Annotated in this window: 10 protein-coding genes; 8 read left to right on the top strand and 2 right to left on the bottom strand. The window is 37.1% G+C overall.

Going from position 1 to position 19,857, the window contains the following annotated elements:
- Positions 1-103 precede the first annotated feature (103 nt).
- The 8 genes from galU (at position 104) to PVA17_RS19530 (ending at position 17,397) form a co-directional block, all read left to right on the top strand.
- On the top strand, positions 104-988 hold the full coding sequence (gene galU, locus PVA17_RS19565; RefSeq protein WP_274068663.1) for a UTP--glucose-1-phosphate uridylyltransferase GalU: 885 nt from the start codon (positions 104-106) through the stop codon (positions 986-988).
- A complete protein-coding gene (gene galE, locus PVA17_RS19560) occupies positions 985-1,947 on the top strand; it encodes a UDP-glucose 4-epimerase GalE (protein ID WP_274068662.1) in 963 nt (320 codons plus the stop codon). Before galU ends, galE begins: the two co-directional genes overlap by 4 nt.
- Before the next feature lie 102 nt (positions 1,948-2,049).
- A complete protein-coding gene (locus tag PVA17_RS19555) occupies positions 2,050-3,336 on the top strand; it encodes a glucose-6-phosphate isomerase (RefSeq protein WP_274068661.1) in 1,287 nt (428 codons plus the stop codon).
- Entirely contained in the window at positions 3,336-5,033 is a 1,698-nt protein-coding gene (locus tag PVA17_RS19550) for a phospho-sugar mutase (RefSeq protein WP_274068660.1), read from the top strand. The genes PVA17_RS19555 and PVA17_RS19550 overlap by 1 nt, the downstream gene beginning before the upstream one ends.
- A gap of 586 nt (positions 5,034-5,619) precedes the next feature.
- Positions 5,620-10,095, top strand: coding sequence for an endonuclease (locus PVA17_RS19545; protein ID WP_274068659.1), 4,476 nt, complete (start codon positions 5,620-5,622; stop codon positions 10,093-10,095).
- Between the two features lie 328 nt (positions 10,096-10,423).
- Positions 10,424-11,428: an acyltransferase family protein gene (locus tag PVA17_RS19540; RefSeq protein ID WP_274068658.1), complete on the top strand. Its 1,005-nt coding sequence runs from the start codon at positions 10,424-10,426 to the stop codon at positions 11,426-11,428.
- Positions 11,429-12,432: 1,004 nt separating this feature from the next.
- Complete coding sequence (locus tag PVA17_RS19535; protein ID WP_274068657.1) at positions 12,433-15,582, top strand: S-layer homology domain-containing protein; 3,150 nt, start codon at positions 12,433-12,435, stop codon at positions 15,580-15,582.
- A gap of 318 nt (positions 15,583-15,900) precedes the next feature.
- A complete protein-coding gene (locus PVA17_RS19530) occupies positions 15,901-17,397 on the top strand; it encodes an S-layer homology domain-containing protein (RefSeq protein ID WP_274068681.1) in 1,497 nt (498 codons plus the stop codon).
- A 114-nt stretch (positions 17,398-17,511) separates the two neighbouring features.
- On the opposite strand, the gene PVA17_RS19525 is transcribed toward PVA17_RS19530, so the two are convergent.
- Positions 17,512-18,771 carry an efflux RND transporter periplasmic adaptor subunit gene (locus PVA17_RS19525; RefSeq protein WP_274068656.1) on the bottom strand — a complete coding sequence of 420 codons (1,260 nt, stop codon included), beginning with the start codon at positions 18,769-18,771 and terminating at the stop codon, positions 17,512-17,514.
- Positions 18,768-19,445 carry a hypothetical protein gene (locus PVA17_RS19520; RefSeq protein WP_274068655.1) on the bottom strand — a complete coding sequence of 226 codons (678 nt, stop codon included), beginning with the start codon at positions 19,443-19,445 and terminating at the stop codon, positions 18,768-18,770. The genes PVA17_RS19525 and PVA17_RS19520 overlap by 4 nt, the downstream gene beginning before the upstream one ends.
- Positions 19,446-19,857: the final 412 nt, after the last annotated feature.

Here is a 19,857-nt window from a genome sequence, read left to right as displayed (position 1 = left end):
TTGAGTTAGAAAAAAGCTTTAGTGTGAATTTAACAATTGAGATTTTATTTGATGAACGAAACGGGAAAATAAATTTCGTTAATTTTTTAGGAAGTGATGCCTTATGAGAAAAATCCGCAAAGCCATTATTCCAGCGGCAGGGCTTGGAACACGTTTTCTACCAGTTACAAAAGCTATGCCGAAAGAAATGCTTCCAATAGTAGACAAACCGACGATTCAATACATCGTGGAAGAAGCTGTCAATTCTGGAATTGAAGATATTATTATTGTGACTGGTAAAGGTAAACGTGCAATCGAGGACCACTTTGATAATGCAGTAGAACTTGAGACGAACTTAATTGAAAAAGGGAAGCTAGACATGCTTGAAAAGGTGCAAGAATCTGCAAATGTTGAAATTCATTATATTCGTCAGAAAGAGCCCCTTGGATTAGGACATGCTATTTGGTGTGCGCGTAAATTTATTGGTGATGAGCCGTTTGCTGTATTGCTTGGTGATGATATTGTGAAAAGCGAAGAGCCTTGTTTAAAACAGTTAATGAATCAATATGAAAAAACATTGTCAAGTGTCATTGGTGTGCTAGAAGTGCCAGATGAAGATGTACATCGTTATGGAGTTATTGATCCAGTAAACAGGAACAAACGATTAATGCAGGTTACACAATTTGTTGAAAAGCCTACATTAAAGGATGCACCATCGAATTATGCAATTATTGGACGCTATGTGTTAACACCTGAAATTTTCCGTTTCTTAGACGAGAAGAAAAAAGGCAAGGGTGGCGAGATACAGTTAACGGATGCTATTGAATCTTTAAATGGTATTCAACGGGTATTTGCGTATGAGTTTGAAGGACGCCGCTATGATGTAGGTGAGCAATTGGGCTTTATCGAAACTACCATTGATTTTGCCTTAGAACGTGAAGATTTAAGTGAAGGTGTAAAAGAATTCATTTTAAAAAAAGCAAAACAGTTAAGTGGTGAAACTTTATGATTTTAGTTGTTGGTGGTGCTGGTTATATTGGTAGTCATTTTGTTAAAGAATTAGTAAAGACTCATGAAGTAGTAGTGCTCGATAATCTAAGCACTGGTCATCAATGGGCTGTAGATGCAAGAGCTACTTTTGTACAAGGTGATTTAGGTGATTCTTCTACAGTTCAACAAATTTTTGATACATACAATATTGAAGTAGTTTTACACTTTGCAGCATTTAGCTTAGTAGGTGAGTCTGTAATTGATCCTATGAAGTACTATGAAAATAATGTAACTGCTACTTTGAATTTATTAAAAGTAATGAAGGAAAACAATGTTGATAAGTTTATCTTTTCTTCTACAGCTGCAACGTACGGGATGCCAACTGTTGATTTAATTGATGAAGAAACGCCTACTAATCCTATTAATCCTTATGGTCGATCTAAATTAATAGTCGAACAAATGCTTGCAGATTTTGCATCAAGCTACCAAATGAAATATGTAGTATTACGATACTTTAACGCTGCTGGTGCGTATGAAACAGCTGAAATTGGTGAAAGTCATTCTCCAGAAACACATTTAATTCCAATTATTCTTCAGCATTTTTTAGGGCAAAGAGAATCCATTTCAGTATTTGGTACTGACTATGATACACCTGACGGTACTTGTATTCGTGACTATATCCATGTAACAGATTTAGCGAAAGCACATTTACTGGCTCTTGAAGGTTTGTTAAACGGTGCTATCGAAACGGCAACTTATAATTTAGGCAATGGGAATGGCTACTCTGTAAAAGAAGTTATTGAAACATGTGAGCGTATTGTAGGAAAAAAAGCTATTGTCCAATATGTGGAACGAAGAGCAGGTGATCCTGCTAAGTTAATTGCCAATGCTGATAAAATTTATTGTGAATTAGGATGGAAGGCTCAATTTGGTATCACGGATATTGTAAAAAGCGCATGGAATTGGCATAAGAAATAATGATAATAAATTACCAACTCGACAAGGCTCGAGTTGGTTTTCTTTTTGTAATATGGCATAATATACATATCAAATTTTACCTAAAGAAGTGAGGATTCTATAGTGCTAACAGAAATTGTTAAAACAACATTGCTGAATTGTTCACTAGACGATAGTGATATATTACGGTATAAAGATCGCGTAAAGAGGATTCATGACGCTTTACCACAATATCCATTAACAGGGTGGATGAATTCTCCGTTACAAGATCAAGAAGCACTGATTACTTCTATTGAACGAGTAGCGAGTGAGGTACGTGCTTGTGCGGATGTACTTGTCGTTGTCGGGGTGGGTGGATCGTTTTTAGGAGCCAGAGCAATTCAAGAAGCGTTAATGCCTTATTTTGGTCTAGCTAAATGTGGCATCGAGGTCGTTTATGTTGGTCTTAATATGAGCGGTGCATATATTAAAGAACTACTCGAGTATTTAGATACAAAGCAAGTGTATGTCAATGTGATTTCAAAGTCAGGTGGTACGATGGAGCCTGCGTTGGCATTTCGGGTTATGCGTTTATATATGGAAGAGCGTTATGGTGATAAGGCAATCGAGCGCATTATTGTGACGACAGATGCTGAAAAAGGGATTTTGAAGGAGATTGCAGATCATGCTGGTTATCGCCAATTTGTGATTCCTAATGATATTGGTGGGCGTTATTCCGTATTAACGCCTGTAGGCTTACTACCGGTAGCAGTAGCTGGAGTTAATATTCGTGCTTTAATGGAGGGTGCACGATATGCAGCTACTGAGTTAGCAGAATCAGATTTAGAACATAACGATGCATATAAATATGCAGTTATGCGACATATGCTTTATGAGAAAGGGTTTACGATTGAGTTACTTGCTTCCTTTGAGCCAGGTTTGAATAAGTTTCATGAATGGTGGAAGCAGTTATTTGGTGAAAGTGAAGGGAAGGAGCATAAGGGGCTCTATCCTTCAACGGTAAATTTCTCAACGGATTTACATGCGATTGGGCAGTTTATTCAAGAGGGAAGTCGTGTAATGTTTGAGACATTGTTACACTTCCATGAAATTGAGGGAGATTTAGCTGTACCTTTTGATGCACGAAATGAAGATGGATTAAATTATTTATCGACTCGCACCTTTAATGAGATTAATGCTATTTCCAAACAGGGGACAGCACTTGCGCATGCAGAGGGAAGGGTACCTGTTATTCAGCTTGAATTACCGAAGCTTGATGCGTATCATTTAGGTTATTTAATTTATTTCTTTATGAAGGCTTGTGCGATGAGTGCGTGCTTGCTAGAAGTTAATCCATTTGATCAGCCTGGAGTTGAAGCGTATAAACGTAAAATGCTAGAGTTGTTGAAAGAAGAGAAGGTGTCAAAGTAATGGTTAATGTTCGTGAATTCTATAATCAGTGGATAGAGATGAATCTACCAAATTATTTAGCAGAGGAGCTTGCATCTATTGCTGAGAATAGTAGTTTAATAGAAGATCGCTTTTATCAATATGTATCCTTTGGCACTGGTGGAATGCGTGGTGTTTTAGGTGCTGGGACAAATCGTATGAACGTTTATACCATTCGTCGTGTCGCGGAAGGGCTTGCTCGTTATATCGAATCGAATGGCGAAGCCGCTAAAGAACGTGGAGTTGTTATTGCTTATGATACACGTCATTTCTCTTATGAATTTGCATGTGAGACTGCACGTGTATTAGGGGCACATGGTATTCGTTCATATGTTTATAAGGAAGCACGACCAACACCGCAGTTATCGTTTACGGTACGTGAGTTACATGCTTATGCGGGTGTTGTCATAACGGCTAGCCATAATCCTAAACAGTATAATGGTTTTAAGGTGTATGGCGAGGACGGTGCACAACTAACACCTCAATTTGCGAATGACATCGTAGAACATATGGAAAATATCGAGGATATATTTTCTATTGAGGTATCTGAACTTGAGCAATTGGAGCAGAAAGAGATTTTGACTTGGCTTGGAAGTGTTATGGATGCCGCATATTTAGAGAATCTTTTAACATTAAAGGACAATGATGATATTGCTCTAGATATGAAGCTTGTTTATACGCCATTACATGGTGCTGGGTTAGTGCCAGTTAGTGAAGGACTACAAGCTTTTGGCTTTCAACACATACATATTGTAAATGAACAAGCTGTACAGGATGGAGCTTTTCCAACGGTTTCATACCCAAATCCAGAGGAACCTGCTGCTTTTGCATTAGCAATGGAACTAGGGAAGAAAGTTGGCGCAGATCTTTTATTAGCAACAGATCCTGATGCGGACCGTTTAGGTGTGGCTGTGAAGAATGGTGAAGGCTACGAACTTTTGACGGGTAATCAGCTTGGTGCTCTATTGTTGCATTATTTATTGTCAACAAAACAGTTAAATGATACTTTACCGGATAACGGAGTAATGTTGAAAACTATTGTAACTTCAGAGTTAGGTGCGATGATTGCAACGCAATTTGGTGTAACTACGGTCAATACGTTAACGGGTTTCAAATACATAGCTGAAAAAATTGCTGAGTATGAAAAAACTGGGGCTTTTTCGTATTTATTCGGCTATGAAGAAAGCTATGGCTACTTAATTCAAACTTTTGTCCGCGATAAGGATGCTGTACAAATTGCCTTAAAGGTAGCGGAGATGGCTGCTTTCTATGCAAAGAATGGACAGACTTTATTAGAAGGTTTGTACGATTTGTATCATCAGTATGGTTATTACCAAGAGACCTTAGTTTCACAGGTGTTTGAAGGGAAGAATGGCCAAGATGAAATGAAGGCGCTATTAAATAATCTTCGACGAAACGTGCCTAAGTCAATAGCGAACTTAGAAGTAAAACGATTTGAAGATTATTTCACGGGACTTTCAACTTTAGCAGATGGTTCTACTGAGCCTATTGAATTGCCAAAGGAAAATGTCTTGAAATACGTACTAGAGGATACATCTTGGGTAGCCATTCGACCATCAGGTACAGAACCGAAATGTAAATTCTATTTTGGAGTGGTTGGAGAGACAATGGAGGAAGCTAAAGAAAAATTAAAGCAACTCCAAGCTGCATTTTTATAGATCAGCAGTTTAATAAATCAATTAATAAACGCCCTTATTAAAAGAGGGCGTTTTGTTTTTTACTCTATCTATTTCAACTCGGCCTTATGCTGGAATGTTGGGCGAGCGGGCTGACAGTAGTTCAATAAGTCGATTGTTTTACCTTTTAATTGATTTTGTTTGATTTGTTACTGTTCAATTTCTACTATTTCAAGCCGACTTTCTATTGATTCAAGACCAATTTCAGATTGAATTGAAAGTTTGACTAATTTGTTTAAACCACTCGCTTAAAACTTCCTCTATTGATTTTACCTGTCTTCTATTAAAAAAAGTCATTTTTTAAATCTCCCTCTCTTAATATTTTGTATCTTTGTAAGGGGTTAATAAATTTTAATATAAAAATAATAGTTATTTACATAGACCATTAATAACAATAAATAGATAAAAAATTAATAAGGTATTAACAATAATATGTTTACATATATATGTAGTGGAAAATATGTTTTACGCTTATTTAATATGCTGACAACCCTGCGTATGAAAATAATCTTATTTTTTGCAATTTAAAAGACCTATCATTCTTAAAATTGAAAGGAGCATTAATCAGATGTCAAAAAAGAACTGGAAGAAGCCGATAAACGCCTTTTTAGCAACAACTCTAGTCGCGAGTGTTGCCGCACCAGTAGCATCCCTCACTGTACAAGCTGAAACATTAGCAAAGGATTTAATCATTTCAGAGTATATAGAAGGAAGCTCCTTCAATAAAGCCATTGAAATATATAATGGTACAGGTGCAGCGGTTGATTTAAGCAATTATACGTTAGAGCTTCATACGAACGGGGAAGTTACCGCGAAAAATAAAGTGAGTCTGACGGGTACTCTAGAAAGCGGAGCTACTTATGTTTTATATCATAAAGATGCAGCGCCTAACATTAAAGCAAAAGGAAATCTAGAAAACTCAACTGTTATTAATTTCAATGGAAATGATCCAGTCGTTTTAAGGAAAGCTGGTGAAATAGTCGATTCTATTGGACAAGTCGGTTCTTCAGCGGATTACGCTAAAGATGTAACTTTAGTAAGAAAAAGTTCAGTCTTATCGGGTGATACGAATATTGAGGATCCATTTAATGCAGCTTTAGAATGGACTTCATATCCGGTAGATGATTTTTCTAATTTAGGGCAGCATGTTATGGATATTGATTCAGGTCAGCCTGTTGACCCTGAAGTACCGACAATTCTTTCAATTGGGGAAGCTCGGAATAAAGGAGTAGGTGAAACGGTAACTATTAAAGGTAGAGTTGCGGCAGGCTTGAAAAATACGTTCTCCGTTCAAGACGAAACAGGTGGTATTGCCGTAAGACCTACAAGTTTAGCTATGTCTATCGGTGATGAAGTTACACTAAAAGGTAAGTTAGCTGACTATCGTGGGCTACTACAATTAGATGGTGCGACAATCGTTAAAAAGGTTGAAAATGCCGGTGTACCTTCTCCAAAGGTAGTAACAGGTGCTTATGTGAATGAAGATAGTGAATCACAGTTAGTAACAGTGAAAAATGTTACGCTCACAGATGTTCAACAAGGGGCTGGATGGGCAAACTTTACTGCTAATGACGGAACGAACTTCCTCGTACGAGATGAAACAAATTCGCTTGGCTTAGCTGTCGGTACAAACTATGAATCTATCACTGGTATTGTTCAACAGTTTGATAACGACTATCAAGTCATTCCTCGATCAAAAGCAGATATTGTAGTGGACAGTTCGGCGTTAAAGTCTGCAAGCGCATCTCCTGGAAGTGGGACGTTTGTTGGGAAAACAACTGTTACTTTAACAACATCGACAGCCGATGCAGAAATTTATTACACATTAGATGGCACGGTGCCGACTGATAAAAGTCTTAAATATGAGACACCAATTGAAATTAGCAAAAATACGACTTTAAAAGCAATAGTTAAAGCGAAAGATGGCACATATAGCGAAATTACTACATTTGATTATCGCATTGCTGATCAACTACAAATTCATGATATTCAAGGTGCAGGGCATGCTTCAACCTTTGATGGTAAAACAGTTGAAGGAATTGAAGGAGTCGTAACTTATTCATTTACGTTAAATAATAATTGGTATTATACGATTCAAACGCCAGATGAATTGGCTGATCATGATCCGAATACTTCTGAAGGAATTTTTCTGTACAGTGGAAAGAAACCGTGGCCAATAAAGGTAGGGGATTTAGTATCTGTTAAAGGTAAAGTAAGCGAATATGCTTACGATGGCTATGATGATAGGCAGCAAACGGATTTAAAAACAACTCAAATTAATGTGCGTGACGATCAAGATGGGAAAGTAGAAGTCATTAAAAGTAGTGTAGCTTTACCAAAAGCAATTGAAATCGATAAGCTAAAAATGTCATTTAGTCAAATCGACAGTGATCAACTCCAAATTTTTAATCCAACAATTGATGCTATTGATTTTTGGGAAAGTATTGAAGGGATGAGAGTAGAAGTTAGAAACGTGAAGGCGGTAGCACCTCAGGAGCATGGAGATTTAGTAACAGTACTTGAGGATGAATCGACGGACACAATTCACGGTGGGGTATTGTATGAGAAAGAAAATGCAAATCCGAACAGAATTCAATTCCGACTAGAACCGAATGGCGCTGCACGCAATTTTGAAGTGGCAACAGGTGATAAATTTAAAGGACCAATTACGGGTATCGTTGGCTATTCCTATCAAAACTTTAAAATCTATGCTTCGTTAGATGAGATGAAGGCAGCTTATGAAAAAGGAAATACAGCACCAGAGACTACAAAAATAATAAAGGCAGAAGATAAGGTAACAATTGCCTCGTATAATTTGGAGAACTTCTCTAATAACAAAACTTCGACAACTGATGATAAAGCGAGAAAATTAGCAAGAGCAATTGGTATTGATATGGGTAGCCCTGATATTGTCGGCGTAACAGAGGTGCAGGATAATAATGGGTCATCTCCGGGTGATTCCAAAGCGGATCAAAGTTATAAAAGATTAATTGACGCTATTAAAGGTGTTGGTGGTGTCGAGTATCAGTATGTGAATATCGATCCAATTAACAATCAGGACGGTGGAGCACCGGACGCTAATATTCGAGTTGGCTTCCTTTATAATCCAAAGCGAGTTAAGCTGAAAGAAGGTATGCCAGCAGGAGATGCTACAACAGCTGTTGGCTATAAAGATGGGAAATTAACATTGAACCCTGGTCGAATTGATCCGGCAAATGAAGCGTTTCATAGTAGCCGCAAACCTTTAGCAGCACAATTTGAATTTCAAGGTGAAGATGTAATTGTTATCGCAAATCATTGGAATTCTAAAAATGGAGATACTCCTTTATTTGGTGCGATTCAGCCACCACAGTATGGAAGCGAAGGGCAACGTAAAAAAATCGCCAACATTGTTTATAATTTTGTTGAGGACGTTAAATCAAAAAATCCAGATGCAAATATTGTTTCTTTAGGTGATTTTAATGATTATCAATTCGCTGATGCGCTTAAAATCCATGAAGGTCAATTGATGACAAATATGATTAATAAAGTGGATGCTTCGGATCGTTACACATATGTTTATCAGGGGAACTCACAAGTATTAGACCATATTTTAGTGTCAAACAATTTGGCAGAAAAAACAGATGTCGATATCCTTCATATTAACGCTGACTTCACGGACATGGCTGGTCGTGCAAGTGACCATGATCCTGTAATGGTGCAAATGGATGTTAAGAAAGGTTCAACTGTTGAACCGATTCTGCCTGAAATAGTATATGACTATAAGAACTTCAAAACAAACAAATTGACAATAAATAAACCTAGTGTGGCAGTGCATTTAGATGCTCAATCTGTTATCCCAAAAGGTGTTTTCCTGAAAGGCGCCTATGCGGAGCTACATGGAGAAGGCTTTAAGACGACTGATGTTATCCTTAGTCCAGCTAAAGCAGGAATGATTATCGACCTTAAAGGCAATAGCGTGAAAACACTCACAATTGAAGGTCCAAAAGTCAGTGAAATAAGAGGCGCTGAAAATATAGATCTACAATCGATCATCTATAAAAAGGGCGCTGCTCCTGAACAAATTAAATTTACAAATTCGAAGGGGGATCCCATTGTGGATCCTTCTTTGCCTTCAGAAAACAAGCAACCAATCATTAAAAATCCGATTTCAAACAAAACTATAGCTGTTGGAGAGGAAATTCAAATTGATTTAACAGATCATTTTTCCGATCCTGATGGTGATAAACTTTCATTTACGGCTACAAAGGGCACTATAAGTGGAAAATTATTAACACTTAATTTAGATGAGGGTAGTCATATTGTTGGCGTTACTGCATCTGATGGCAAGAAAAGTGTCACGACAAGCTTCAGCGTGACAGTAATGGCTAATGATTATTATGCAGGCGCATATAACAAGGAAGGTCAAGCACTAAAAAAGGCTCTTCATGATATCATTTCTGAACAAAAGGTACTTTCTTATGATGATGTTTGGGATGCTTTAAAGTATACAGATGAAGATCCTAATAATCCGAATAATGTCATTTTATTTTACTCTGGGAAATCTAGTCCAAAAACAAACAGTGGCGGCAATGTAGGAAACTGGAACCGAGAGCATACGTGGGCAAAATCACACGGAAACTTTGGGACAAGCAAAGGACCCGGAACAGATATCCATCATTTACGTGCAACCGATGTACAAGTGAATAGTGCAAGAGGAAATTTAGACTTTGACAATGGAGGCAGCCCAGTCACTGGTTGTAATGGCTGCTTTAAAGATTCAGATTCATTCGAACCACCTAATCGCGTAAAAGGGGATGTAGCACGTATATTATTATACATGGCAACTCGTTATGAGCCTGGAGATAAGGTTGATCTGGAATTAAACGATAAAGTCAATAATGGAACAGCCCCTTATCATGGTAAACTCTCTGTTCTTTTACAATGGCACAAGCAAGATCCTGTAGATGAATATGAAAAACAAAGAAATGAAAGAATTTATGATATCCAAGGCAATCGAAATCCGTTTATAGACCATCCTGAATGGGTGGAGAAGATTTGGTGATGGAAAGTTACGTTCTTTTAATATTACTTTCTTCTTTATTAATAGAGAAGAGTACTCAAAACGCCACTTCAAAGTTTAATTTGAAGTGGCGTTTGTTTATCTCAAATTCTAATCTCATTGAATCAGGACATTGATTGATTTGCTTTAATTCGCTTAAAACTTCCTCTAACGACGATTCATCTCGCTTCTATAATATATCTATTTTGCTAATCTATCTCTCTTAAATGTAATCCCCTCATTATAGCATAGATAACAAGTATCTCCATTGCATTGATCGACAAACTATGACAGACTTAAATGAGATATAATAGTTTTAGGAGAATGTTTAGTGATCAAAGAGTGGGATTTACTGCGTGTGGTGGCGTGTTTGTCTATTTTATTATTACACACCTCTTCGTGGATTATTATGGAGGTAGGTGTAGAGCCAGAGCAGTCGTTTTATCTGTTTTTACGGATTGCGCTCTGTTATGCAACGCCGACGTTTATTTTGTTGTCTATTTTAATTTTGGCGAATCGTTATCAAGTTAAAATACCGAATAACTTTTGGCCGAATAGAATTCAATATATTTTTCTACCATATTTAATGTGGGCCATACTTGATTCTGTAATTGTAGAGTTAATTTATCACAATGGCTTAGTATGGGAAAAGTTTGTCAGTAATGTAGTTTACGGTGGGTTTGTAGGTTGGTTTGTTGTGGTTATGATGCAGTTATATGTAGTCTTTACGTTGATGAAGCGGTTTAAATGGTCTATGGCTTGGTTTTTACCGTTATGTGTGCTGATTATGTTAATCCATCATTCATTGATCGCCTTGCCATATCCATTTTTTGAAGAGAATGATCTCATGTTGCGTTTACTCTTTACGGGCTGGCTTGGTTATTTTGCGATAGCATATGCGATGGGTGTGTATTATACGCAGATTGCTGCGCTTGCAAAAAAGTATCGTTACGCGATGGTTGTGTTGTTCGTGTTATCTACTGTCTTTTTATATATTCGTCTGCAGCTCGGTTATACAGAGACACATTCGAGACGACTTGATTTAATACCGCTTGTGATAAGTATCGCCTTGTTGGTAATTGCCTGGGGGCAGTCGCTACCTTATACGAAAACGGTTCAATTGCTAAGTCGATATGCGTTTATGATCTATCTCATTCATTGGGAGGTTCTGCGGATATCAACAGGATGGTTTGTGGATCATTTTAATAGTACGCTTGTGCGAGTGCCATTGCTAATGTTGTGGGCGCTAATCGTTTGTATTACAGTGACGAAGTTAATTTCGATGCTTCCATTTAGTAAGTTCGTAATTGGGAGAATAAAAAAGCGTACCGCATAGGAAAAGCAGTGATTTCTTTAATTATAGAAATCACTGCTTTTTTGTTTTACCAGTAGCAATTAGGAATGCACCGCTAGGGGATAGAAGTATTGCCAAGAGCATCTACCATTTTGCAGTTTCAATAGATTCGCGAATATGGCATACGAAACGAGGCATGCGCTACAATTATTTTAATAAGCCCCATTTTCAATGCAAATTAATATAATAAATATGCTGTAAATATCAGCACGCCCCGTGCCCAAAGCAAGTGAAGCAGGAATCGCTGATACCTCCAAGAAGATCGTTGATAAAAAGGTAAATCGCTGATACCCCCAAGAAGATCGCTGATAAAAAGGTAAGAATCGCTGATACCCTCAAGAAAATCGCTGATAAAAAGCAAAGAATCGCTGATAACCTTAAGAAACCCGCTGATAAAAAGCTAGAATCACCAATCTCCCTAAGAAGCTCGCTAATAAAAAGCTAAAAATCACTAAAAAGCTATGACAACGATAATCTCAATAAAATTGCTGGTGAAATACCAAATATTGATAGAATAACGGCAATTGCTGATTAAAAAGTGCCAATTCATAAGTCGATTTCTGAACGAAAAAGGGCTTATGTAATATACCAAAAAGCTAATAATATATGAAACTTATGGGAAATCAGATAGAATATAGGAAATATAAGAATAAATTACCAACCTAATTGTGACAAGAGTTCACGAATTGTTCACTAATGGTTTTTAATCAATTATTGCTTAAAAGTCGAAAATTGTAGAAATATGGATGGTAAAAATGACATGGGTAAGATGGTATATTTTCCTTGTGGCAGTAAGGTTTGTCTGTTAATTTTCAGGATGGTAGCGATGACTATTTTTGTACAAAATATGGTTAAAAAACCTTTGGAACTAAGGTGTTACCACAATTTTCATTCCAGGTATTTCATTTTGAAATTTATTATCTCGTACTCTTATAATGAAGTCGTAGTCACGAATATTGGCTAATTTATCTAGGAGGTAATTTCATATGAAACAAAAATATAGTAAATGGGTTGTAGGCGCAGCTTCAGCAGCCCTAGTAGCATCAGCAATCGTACCAGCAGCAAGCGCAGCAAGCTTTACTGATATTAAAGATAATGACCATGAGGACGCTATCTTAGCATTAGCAGACGCTAAAATCGTAGCAGGTTACCCAGACGGCACATTCAGACCGGATGCTGTAGTTACTCGTGGTAATGTAACTAAATTCTTAGGAAAATGGTTAGTTTCAGAAAATTACGAAATCCCTGCAGACTATGCAACAAAAGCTCGTTTCACTGATTTACCAACATCAACACCTGACAAAGAGTTATTACAATATGCAGCACTTGTTAAAGATGCTGGCGTATTCAAAGGTTCAAATAACCAATTAATGCAAGCTAATAACATGAGCCGTGAGCAAATGGCAGTTGTTTTAGTACGTGCTATCAAAACTGTTTATAACATAGATTTAGTAGCTGATTACAAAGATGCTGACTTCGAATCTGTTATCACTGATTTAGACAAAGCTACAGCTACAGAAAATCGCGAAGCAATCATCGCGTTAGAATACGCTGGTATTACAAACGTTAAAAATGTACAACAGTTCAATCCTAAAAACTCAGTAACACGCGGTCAATTTGCATCATTCTTACACCGTACAATTACTATGGGTGAACAAGCATCTTTAACTGTTAAAGAAGTTAAAGTTGTAGATGCTACAACATTAGAAGTAACACTTTCTGATGACAAAAAACACACGGTAACATTACCAACTCCACTTCCAGAAAACAAAGAAACTAAAGTAGAGTTCGTTATCGATGGCAAAACTTATTCTGCTGAAGTTACATATGTAACTGCGGCAAAAGTAAAATCGGTTGATGCAGTAAATGCAAAAACTTTAGCTGTAACATTCAATAAACCAGTTGAAACTGAAAAAGCTAAATTTGAGCTTAAAAAAGATGGTTTCAAATCTAACTTCTCTGCTATTACATGGAACGAAGATAAAACAGTTGCAACAATTGAATTAACAAGCAAAATTACTAAAGGTGAGTTCACTGTAAACGTAACTGGTCTTTCAGATGAAGCACTAACTGGTTCTGTGAAAACAGAAGACGAAAAAGTTTCTCATATTGAAATCCTTGGTGAAGTAGCTCCATTAACTGGTGTTAATACTACAGCTACAATCGGTTACCAAATTAAAAACCAATATGGTGAAGACATTACAAAATTAAACTCTTCATCTTTAACACTTTCTACAGCAGGTGCTGATAATGCAGTTTCAAATGCAGACGGTTCGATCACAATTAATAAAGCTGCTGGCCTTAAAGAAGGTGACAAAGTAGTACTTACAGTGATCCACGGTGCAACTGCAACTACAACAACACAAACTGTAACAGTTTCTGCAAAAACTGTAGCATCTGACGTAACAATTGGTGCTCTTTACAACAAAGATGGCAAAACGTTAACTGAAGCTACTGCTTTAGCAAAAGATAAATTCTATCTTCCTGTTACTGTAAAAGACCAATACGGTAAAGAAATTACTGACGTAAAACGTCTAAAAGATGAAGTTCTAGTAACAAATACAAACCAAGCTGTTGCAACATTCGGTGAATTTGAAAAACAAACAATCGAAGGCAAAGATGTAGTTGTTCTTCCAGTTGAGAAAATTGTAGCAACTGGTGATACAAACGTAATTGTTATTGCTAAAGCAACTGGTAAAAATGGACAAGCGACAGTGAAAGTTGCTGAAGGTGTACGTGCGGATTCAGTTACATTAGGCGCACCAACAAAAGTTGTTACTGCTGAAGCAGACATCCTATTCCCATTATCTGTTTTAGACAAACAAGGTAATGCTATTAAGGATACTACTGTATTAAACGGTTCTAAAGGTATCACTATTACTGGTGGAACTTTAGTAGAAAAAGATGGCGAGCTTTATGCAAAAGTAGCAGGCGCTAACGTCAAAGAAAACACACCAGTAACTGTTGTTGTAACATCTTCAACTGGTAAAGTTGCAACTCAAACAGTTATTCCTAAATCTACAACTGCACCAAAAGTAATCACTGGCTTAAATAGCAAAGTAAGCACAGCTATCCGTGAAATTGCTGGTGAAAAAGTAGAAATCACTGCAAAAGACATCGTAGTTGAAGATCAATTCGGTCAAGTTATTTCAACTGATGAGCTTCTTGCAAAACTTGCTACAGCAAAATACACAATCGAAGCATCTACAGATGAAAACGCACCATTCGAAGTAACAGGTAAAATCGGTGCTGCTGACAACAAAATTACAGTAGCCTACAAAGCAGGTGCTACTAAAACAACTGCTAATGTAACATTCAAACTTGTAAAAGAGGATAATACTGCAATTGAAGCAAGCACTTACTCTAAACAATTCTCAGTTGTAAAAGATAGCTCATTCACTTCTTATAAAGTAGAAGATATTAAACCTATCTATGTAACAGGTACTGCTGGATCTTTAACAATCCCAACTGGATATGGCAAAGACATCGTTGTGAAAGCAGTAACTGCTAATGGTGGAGAAGTTACACTTAAAGCAGGTTCTGACTACACTGTAAAATCTGCAGTTCTTACAAACGTTGCAGATGGTAATATTACTACTGATGATGCAGCTAAAGTAGAATTCGATAAAGATGCTAAAACTGCAACTGCAAAAGTAACAATCACAATCAATGCTACTGGGGAAGAAATCGTGAAAGAAGTAACATTCTCTAACGTTGCTCCTAAAGTAGAAAAAGTAGCTGTAGTAGAAGATGGTAAAGCTCAACAATACATTAACGGTGACGCTGTTAACTTCGTAACTGCTACTCCTTACGATGCAGCTAATGCATTCAATCTAGATGCATTCTTCGATTTAGCTGATGTAGTTGTTACTGACCAATACGGTGTAATGGCAACTGTTGCTGAAGCTGATGCTACTGGCGTAGTTAAAGGCCAAGCTGTATTTAACGGTGTTCCAACTGCTGCTGCAACACTAACTTTATCTAAAGTTTCTGGTGAAGTAGTATTCAGCAATAACGGTACAGCTACAGCATCTGCTACAGGTAAAGCTGGAGACGTATTCAATGCTCGTGTAAACATTGGTGGTCAAAGCGCAACTCCTGTAAAAGTTACAGCTAAAAAAGACTTCAAAAACTAAGAAATATTTTTAAAACAGTGGAGGTTCGAGTTAAATCGAACTCTCTGCTGTTTTTTATTTATGAGGAAAATTATGACGGTGGTTAGATGGGCAGGGGTAATGGATAGAAGAGCGATAACGACGGAAAGAAAAGTCGCAACGCTTAATAAAATCACATAATTGACAAAATATATCTCGAACCGATTCATATAGTGCCTCACCCCAATATTCGATAGAAAAAAGAAACTCTTCATAATAGAGGATTATGAAATATTTGGATTCCCTTATACGTATTATAATAGTATGATAGACAAAATATGTTAAGGGGTTGAGCTGGTGATGAAGAAGCATACTTTATTTCAAGGGGCATTAGTTGCTGCATTAGCGACAAGTGCGATTGTAGTAGTACCAACTGCACAGGCAACAGATAAATTTTCTGATGTTGATTACACGAAGGAATACGGTGTAGCAGTAAAGAGTTTAGCTGAACGCGGAATTATTAAAGGTTATGCAGATGGCACGTTTAAGCCATTCGCTGATGTGACGCGTGGACAGGCTTCGAAGATTTTAGCAGGTCTTCTAGGGCTGGATACTAAAAATGTAATGGATCCACAATTTACGGATGTCAAACCGGGTGATGAATATTATGGAGCCATTGCAGCCTTGGAAAGTGAAGGGATTATCTCAGGGTTTGCTGACGGATCCTTCGGTGTCGATCAAGCGATTACACGTGAACAATTAGCGCGAATGCTAACGACGGCATACCAATTAGAATCTACTATTGGTCAGACATTACCATTTAAGGATATTGTAAAATATTCAGATGCTTATTACGCAGTCGCTCCATTGTTTGAGAATAATATAACGAAGGGGATTACATCAACTACTTTTGGCTTAAAAGAGACTGTCAATCGTTCGCAGCTTGCGTTATTTATTCATCGTCTTGAAGTTATGAAGGCTAAACGAGTGACCCAAACATTTACTGCACAGGAGTTTAATTCAACTAATATTGATGCTTATTCTAACGATAATCTAACGCCGGATGGAGAGCATGAGTTCTTCCGCATTCTTCGAACAAAAAATGATATGCAGATAGAGGCGTTACGAGAGGGATCGGGCTATTTCATGCTAGTTGGCTACAATATTGATAATGATGAAAATTATGAAATCGTCGAAATGCAAAAATATAAAATTGATGTAACAAAAGTAGATGGAAAATTACAAATTAACTGTCAACCAACAGATGAAGTGACACCTGGCTCAGCAATGATTTTTGAGCAAGATTTAGGCTTTGATCCGAAAAATATTCAGCTAACTACAGCTGCTGGACAAGCTGTTAGTAATAAAGTTTTCAGCTATAAGCCATATGAATTCGATGGCTGGGATGAACAATCGATTCCTAAGGGCGGTAACTATGTGTTGTCGTTATTGCAAGCAGGTGACTATATTGCAACTTTCTCTGATAATAAAGGACATTCGGTACGTGTAGGTATCCATGCAGAATCTGATGGCTATGGATTGTATTCAACATTAGCGATTGAAAAAAGCAGTGCATTCATTCCAAAAAGTGAAATTGGCTTTAAGGTGAAAGATTTCAAAATTGAGCAATACACAGGTGCAATGCATGATCATAAAATAGTTGATGTCGAGCTTTCAGCAGATGGTGTCACTGTAAAAAGAGTCGGAAAAGGTAATTCTGCTTTTTCTGTCCGTCTGAATGGAGAAAATGGTGAGAAACTATATGTACATGGCATGATCCATGAGGTAAGTGGTATAGCAGCAATGAACTATGAGCTAGCAACACAAGAACAAATGGAGAATTCATCATTTAATTAAGAAACAGATAGAAAAGACAACATCGCTGATAAAAGCAGAGAAATCGCTGATAAACATCAAAAAATCGCTAACAGCACAAAAGCCTCCCCAATCATGCGGGGAGGCTTTTATATACTAAAAGACAATATATTTTACGTAGTCTTTCCAACCGATCTCTTTAAAATTGCGCCACTCGATTTTTTTAAGAGGAATTGAACGGAAGGAGCGAGCTAAAATATTGCGTTGTTCATTTGCGATAATAGGTGTTCCAGCATCCATATAGCCTGTAAAGATCGTAGAATCTGCCGTTTTAAAGGCAACCTCGATATCCTCAAGGCGTATTTTACCATTTTCATCAATTGTATAAACGCTATGTTTGTTATTCTTTCCAGCCTTCACCCATGCGGATTTCACTTTAAGCGCGTTGGATGCCTGATTTACGGTAATAGAAGCTTTACCGACAGTTGAAAATGGAATGTTTTCTAGTATGTCATCTTGATGCAGTATTACCTCATAGCTTGTAGGCTTTGGTAGCTTTGCAGACTTAGCTAGTTGATTTGCCCAAAGGGATTCCTTATTTGCTGGTATCATTTGTTTTTGGAAGACAATACCAGATAGATCGTCGTCGTTATGCGGCAGTTTAAAACTAACGGTTTGTCCATCTTCAACTTTTTGCCATTCATCCTCGGATAAGTAGGCAAGCATAGACTTTTCAGATGAATAGATTTCAAATGTTACCGCACCAGCTTGTTCAGTAATTTTTGAGATGACACCATCTACTGGGCAAATAACACCTTGGCGCGCTTTAATTTGGCCAATTTGGGCATCCATTAAAGCTATTTGACGATTGGTCTCTGCAATATGACGGTTCAATATTGCTACTGCAGTTGATGGAGAAGCTTGCTGACCTAATTCAAATTTAACAGAGACATTTAATTTCTCACTAATTTGGTCGGTATTAATTGAGCTTTTTGGGTCATTACCTCCACCGTATTCAGATTCTATGTCCGCTAAAGCAGATTCTAAATCACTTAATTCAGTTTCGTAGGCAGTGCGTTCAGCCTCAAGCTTTGCTAATTCACCGTCAACTTCCTCTGTTTTGTAGGTAGCTAGTAAATCATTGGCATGTACTTCCTGTCCACGTGTAACATCTATTGCAGCAAGATTTTTCGCATCTGCTGAAATCGTATAGGTTTGTGCTGGTGCAACAATCGCATCCTTTTCAACCGTTTCTACACGATCACTAGGTGTAGCTCGTTGGAATTCATTGATAAAGTAGGATCTTGCTACTTTACTATCATCCTTAAATACAAAATAAGCATTCACACCAATTAATAACGCTATCACTATAATACTTAAACTTGTCCAAGGTCTGGATTTAATAAAGCGCATCATCCTAACCCCCTTGTAATCCATTCTTGTAGTGGTAACACACTAATCATTCCGATAAAAATAGCCATTACTACATAAAGACCAATTATTTTTGCTAATAATGCCTTTCGATCTGACCACTCCTCCCATTTTGAAAGGAACGTGTATTGCACAATAATTGTTAATACAGTTGCTACGGTTAGTTGGTTGATAGCAAATAGTACATAATCCTTGTCAATTACTTGCTGAGCTATAGGTGCAAGTGAGAAGAACGAGAAGTTAGTAGTGTAACCAACTGCATAAAACACAGCAAATAAAATTGTCTTTTCAATAAGTAAAAATACCATTACATAAAGTTGTACCTTCTGAATCCACTTGTAGGGAATGTCTGTTAATAGATGTAATAAGTATGTAACGCCATAATAATGGAAGCAATAATAGATAACTCCCCAGGCAATAACCCCAACCATTGATAATAAACGGGCTGTATAGTATTCAGTTGGATGATTCGATGCAAATAAGCTTGTTAAGCTTTCAGTACCCATGCCCCAAAACTCACGAGCGGCAAATAGCAGCAAAAAGAGTATAAAAACTGCGAAGGATCGCTTTTTATATCCTCTTAGTTCTCCTTGCTCAACAGCTTGGGTAAAATAAGTGGGATGCATTAAGCTGTGCCAAAATTTATATTGATAAAACATATATAGCTCCCTTTCTCGTAAATTAAATCGTAAAGTTGTAGTATACATCTAATTACTGGAAAATAATATAGTAGAAATGCTAAGTTTTTCATGGATTCCCCTCGAAAAAGAGGGAATTTAATCGTTATTTCAGATAATTATACAAAGCTTTTATTCGCTAATTTGAGTAATGTTTCAACAAAATATTTACTGGAAAATTTAAGGTGCAAGAACAGATAGAGTAGCGCTTTCAACAGACGAGCGCTGTTTCCTCTAAGCTTCGTTTTTTACACGCTAACTGTCGTTAATGACATATATTCTTTTAAGTAGAAAGTATTTTTACTCGCAATTAGTCATCTTTTGCCAAAATTTCTTCCAGAACAATGCACATAATTCAATTATATAGTATCCTAACAATAACTTCCTATAAAAA

This window comes from Lysinibacillus sp. CNPSo 3705 (assembly GCF_028674935.1).
Lineage (GTDB): Bacteria > Bacillota > Bacilli > Bacillales_A > Planococcaceae > Lysinibacillus.
The sequence above is the reverse complement of the archived record's forward strand: the minus strand, read 5'-3'. Positions and strand labels throughout refer to the sequence as shown.